Origin of the sequence: Streptomyces sp. NPDC059456 (assembly GCF_042750055.1) — a bacterium.
Classification (GTDB): Bacteria; Actinomycetota; Actinomycetes; order Streptomycetales; family Streptomycetaceae; genus Streptomyces.
Map to the genome: position 1 here is coordinate 2079 of NZ_JBHYVA010000561.1, position 3666 is coordinate 5744.

At 67.8% G+C, this 3666-nt stretch carries 2 protein-coding genes and 1 pseudogene; all 3 read right to left on the reverse strand.

Annotated features, from left to right (window positions below):
* The coding region (locus ACFXA3_RS33360) for a TetR/AcrR family transcriptional regulator (protein WP_385193045.1) at positions 1-319 on the reverse strand (319 nt) is incomplete at its 3' end.
* 196 nt (positions 320-515) lie between these two features.
* Positions 516-2813: pseudogene (locus ACFXA3_RS33365) on the reverse strand (sugar phosphate nucleotidyltransferase); the annotation flags it as partial.
* A 100-nt stretch (positions 2814-2913) separates the two neighbouring features.
* A complete protein-coding gene (locus ACFXA3_RS33370; RefSeq protein WP_054223941.1) occupies positions 2914-3504 on the reverse strand; it encodes a CDP-alcohol phosphatidyltransferase family protein in 591 nt (196 codons plus the stop codon).
* Positions 3505-3666 lie beyond the last annotated feature (162 nt).

Here is a 3666-nt window from a genome sequence, read left to right on the forward strand (position 1 = left end):
CCGCCAGCGCGGCTGCGTTGGCCGCGATGACGCGGGCGGCGATGTGTTCGAGGCAGGCGAGGTAGAGCCCGTCCTTCGAATCGAAATAGGCGTAGAGCATCGGCTTCGTCACGCCCACCCGCCGGGCGATCGCGGCCATCGAGGCGGACGCGTGGCCGTGGCGGCCGAACTCCTCCGTCGCGGCGGCGAGGATCTGTTCCTCGCGCTCGGCGCGCGGTACGCCCTTCGTCCCCGCCGGCCGGCCCCGGCGCCGGCCCGGTGGAGTCGTCGTCGGCGGCAGCGGGGTGCCGGGTGCGGAGCCGGCGCTTGTGGAGTCCATGAGGCGAACTATACGGTGGAGTAAATTACCAAGCGGTAAATTACCGAAGGGTTATATCGCCATGGCCGAGACCGTGTCCGTCGCCCCTCTCGCCCCGACCCGGCCCCACCGCTCCTGGTGGGGCTGGGGCGCCGCTGACAAGGCCCTGCCCGACGCCGAGTGCGCCGCCCTCGGCGCGCTGGTCCCGGGAGCGGCCCCGCCGCATCACGAGCCCCTTCACGGCCCACGGGGTCGGCACGTCCCGCTTGAGTACATGGGCTCGCGGTATCCGCGCATCGATCTGGCTCAGGGTGAGCTGCGTCCGCGCCACCAGCCCGATCAGCTGGACGAAGGCCGCCGACCCGTCGAACACGCTGCTGAACTCCGGAACGATGTACCCGCCCCGGCCGTCCCCGCCGAAGATCGTGTTCTCCGCCCGGCCCACCCGCGTCAGGTCGTCGGGCGACGTCGTCGTCCACTCCACCTGCGTCCCGTGGTACGCCGCCACCTGCTCGGCGATGCGGGTCGTGGTCACCGGCAGGGCCACCTTGCCGCTGCGCTTCTCCGCGGCCACCAGGTCGAGCATCACCAGCAGCGCCCGGTCGTCCTCGATGATCCGGCCGCGCTCGTCCACCAGGGAGATCCGCTCTCCCACCGGGTCGAACCGCACGCCGAACGCCGCCCGCGCCGAGGCCACGATCTCCCCGAGCCGCACCAGTCCGGCCCGCCGGGACTCCGCGGTCTCCGTCGGCCTGGACTCGTCGAGCCCCGGGTTGATCGTCAGGGCGTCCACGCCGAGCCTGCCCAGCAGGCTGGGCAGCACCAGTCCGGCGCTGCCGTTGGAGGCGTCCACGACGACCTTGAGTCCGGAATCAGCAATTCCGGTCGTGTCGACCCCGCGCAGCAGCGAGCCCGTGTAGGCGTCGAACACACTGCCCGGGAACTGGAGGTCGCCGATCTCGCCCGGGAACGCCCGCCGGTACTCCTGGCGCGCGTACACGCGGTCCAGCTTGCGCTGCTGCTGGAGCGAGAGGTCGGCCCCGCGCTCGTCCAGGAACATGATGTCGACCGAGTCCGGCACTCCCGGCGAGGTCCGCAGCACGATCCCGCCGGCGCTGCCCCGCGCCGTCTGCTGCCGGGCCACGGGCAGGGGTACGTTCTCCAGGTCGCGCACGTTGATCGCGCTGGCCTGGAGCGCCGAGATCACGGCCCGCTTGAGCGCTCTCGCACCACGGGAGTGGTCACGCGCCGTGGTGACCGTCGCCCCCTTCTTCAGGGTCGTGGCGTACGCGCCGGCGAGCCGGACCACCAGTTCGGGCGTGATCTCCACGTTCAGGATGCCGGTGACGCCCCGGGCGCCGAACAGATGCGCCTGACCGCGGGACTCCCAGATCACCGACGTGTTGACGAAGGCGCCCGCCTCGATCGTCTTGAAGGGGTAGACGCGCACGTTCCCCTGGATGATCGATTCCTCACCGACCAGGCACTCGTCACCGATGACGGCGCCGTCCTCGATCCGGGAGGCCCGCATGATGTCGGTGTTCTTGCCGATGACGCAGCCGCGCAGATTGCTGTGGGGCCCGATGTAGACGTTGTCGTGGATGACGGCCCTGTGCAGGAAGGCCCCGCTCTTGACGACGACGTTGGACCCGACGACCGTGTGCTCGCGGATCTCCACACCGGCCTCGACCTTGGCGTAGTCCCCGATGTACAGGGGCCCGCGGAGCACGGCGTCGGGGCTCACCTCGGCGCCCTCGGCCACCCACACGCCGGGCGAGATCTCGAAGCCGTCCATCTCGACCTGGACCTTGCCCTCGAGTACGTCGGCTTGTGCCTTGACGTAGCTCTCGTGCGTGCCGACGTCCTCCCAATAGCCCTCGGCCACGTACCCGTAGATCGGCCGGCCTTCCTTCATCAGCTGAGGGAAGACATCGCCGGACCAGTCGACCGGAACATCCGGGTCCACGTAATTGAAGACCTCGGGCTCCATCACGTAGATACCGGTGTTGACGGTGTCCGAGAACACCTGCCCCCACGTCGGTTTCTCGAGGAAGCGTTCCACCTTGCCTTCCTCGTCCACGATGGTGATGCCGAATTCCAGCGGGTTCGGCACCCGGGTCAGGCACACCGTGACGAGTGCGCCCTTCTGTTTGTGGAAGCGGATGAGGTCGGTGAGGTCGAAGTCGGTGAGCGCATCGCCGGAAATGACGAGGAAAGCGTCGTCCTTCAAGGCCTCCTCGGCGTTCTTCACACTGCCGGCAGTGCCGAGTGGCTTCTCCTCGTTGGCATAGGTGAGCTCCATTCCGAGCTCTTCGCCGTCACCGAAGTAGTTCTTGACGAGTGACGCCAGGAACTGGACGGTGACCACGGTCTCGCTGAGCCCGTGCCGCTTGAGCAGCCTGAGCACGTGCTCCATGATCGGCCGGTTGGCCACCGGCAGGAGCGGCTTGGGCATGCTCGAGGTCATGGGGCGAAGGCGTGTGCCTTCACCACCGGCCATCACGACGGCCTTCATGTCGGAAGAGTCCTCCTTGAGAGACGACGTTCTCGCCGACCTCACCCGTCCCGGACGGTGACTCCGCAACTCTTCCGCGTCAGCCGGGCGCCGAGCGAGCTCAATCGGCCGCGGTGTCCGCCTTCACGATCCGGCGGACTTGCACCACGTAAAGGATTCCTGCCCACCAGTAGAGGGTTGTACCCCATCCGGCGAACGCCCATCCGAAAACTGCCCCCATCCAGGCCAACCAACCCGTACCGTCACTGAGCAGCAGCAGCGGGAAGGCGTACATCAGGTTGAAGGTCGCGGCCTTGCCGAGGAAGTTGACCTGCGGCGGCGGATACCCGTGCCGGCGCAGGATCCAGACCATCACCAGCAGCATCAGCTCACGGGCCAGCAGGGCTCCGGCGACCCACAGCGGCAGAATGTCTCGATAGGTCAGGCCGAAGAGCGTGGAGAGGATGTAGAGCCGGTCCGCGGCGGGATCCAGCAGCCGCCCGAGGCTGCTGATCTGATTCCAGCGCCGTGCCAGCTTCCCGTCGAGGTAGTCGCTGACCCCGCTGAGCATGAGGACCGCCAGGGCCCACCCGTCGTGCTTCTCCAGAATCAGCCAGAGGAACAGGGGTACGCCGGCGAGGCGAGCCATGCTCAGGATGTTCGGAATGGTGAAAATTCGGTCCGTCTGAACCCGAGTCTCCTGGACCTCCACCCGGGGGCCTCCACTGTTGAACGTACGAACGATGCCTCCTGACCCTACAGGAACACGCACCGCCCCAGAACGCAGAAAAGCCCCGCACCGAACCCATAAGGGCTGGTGCGGGGCTTTCCCACAATGATTGTTCGGCGGCGTCCTACTCTCCCACAGGGTCCC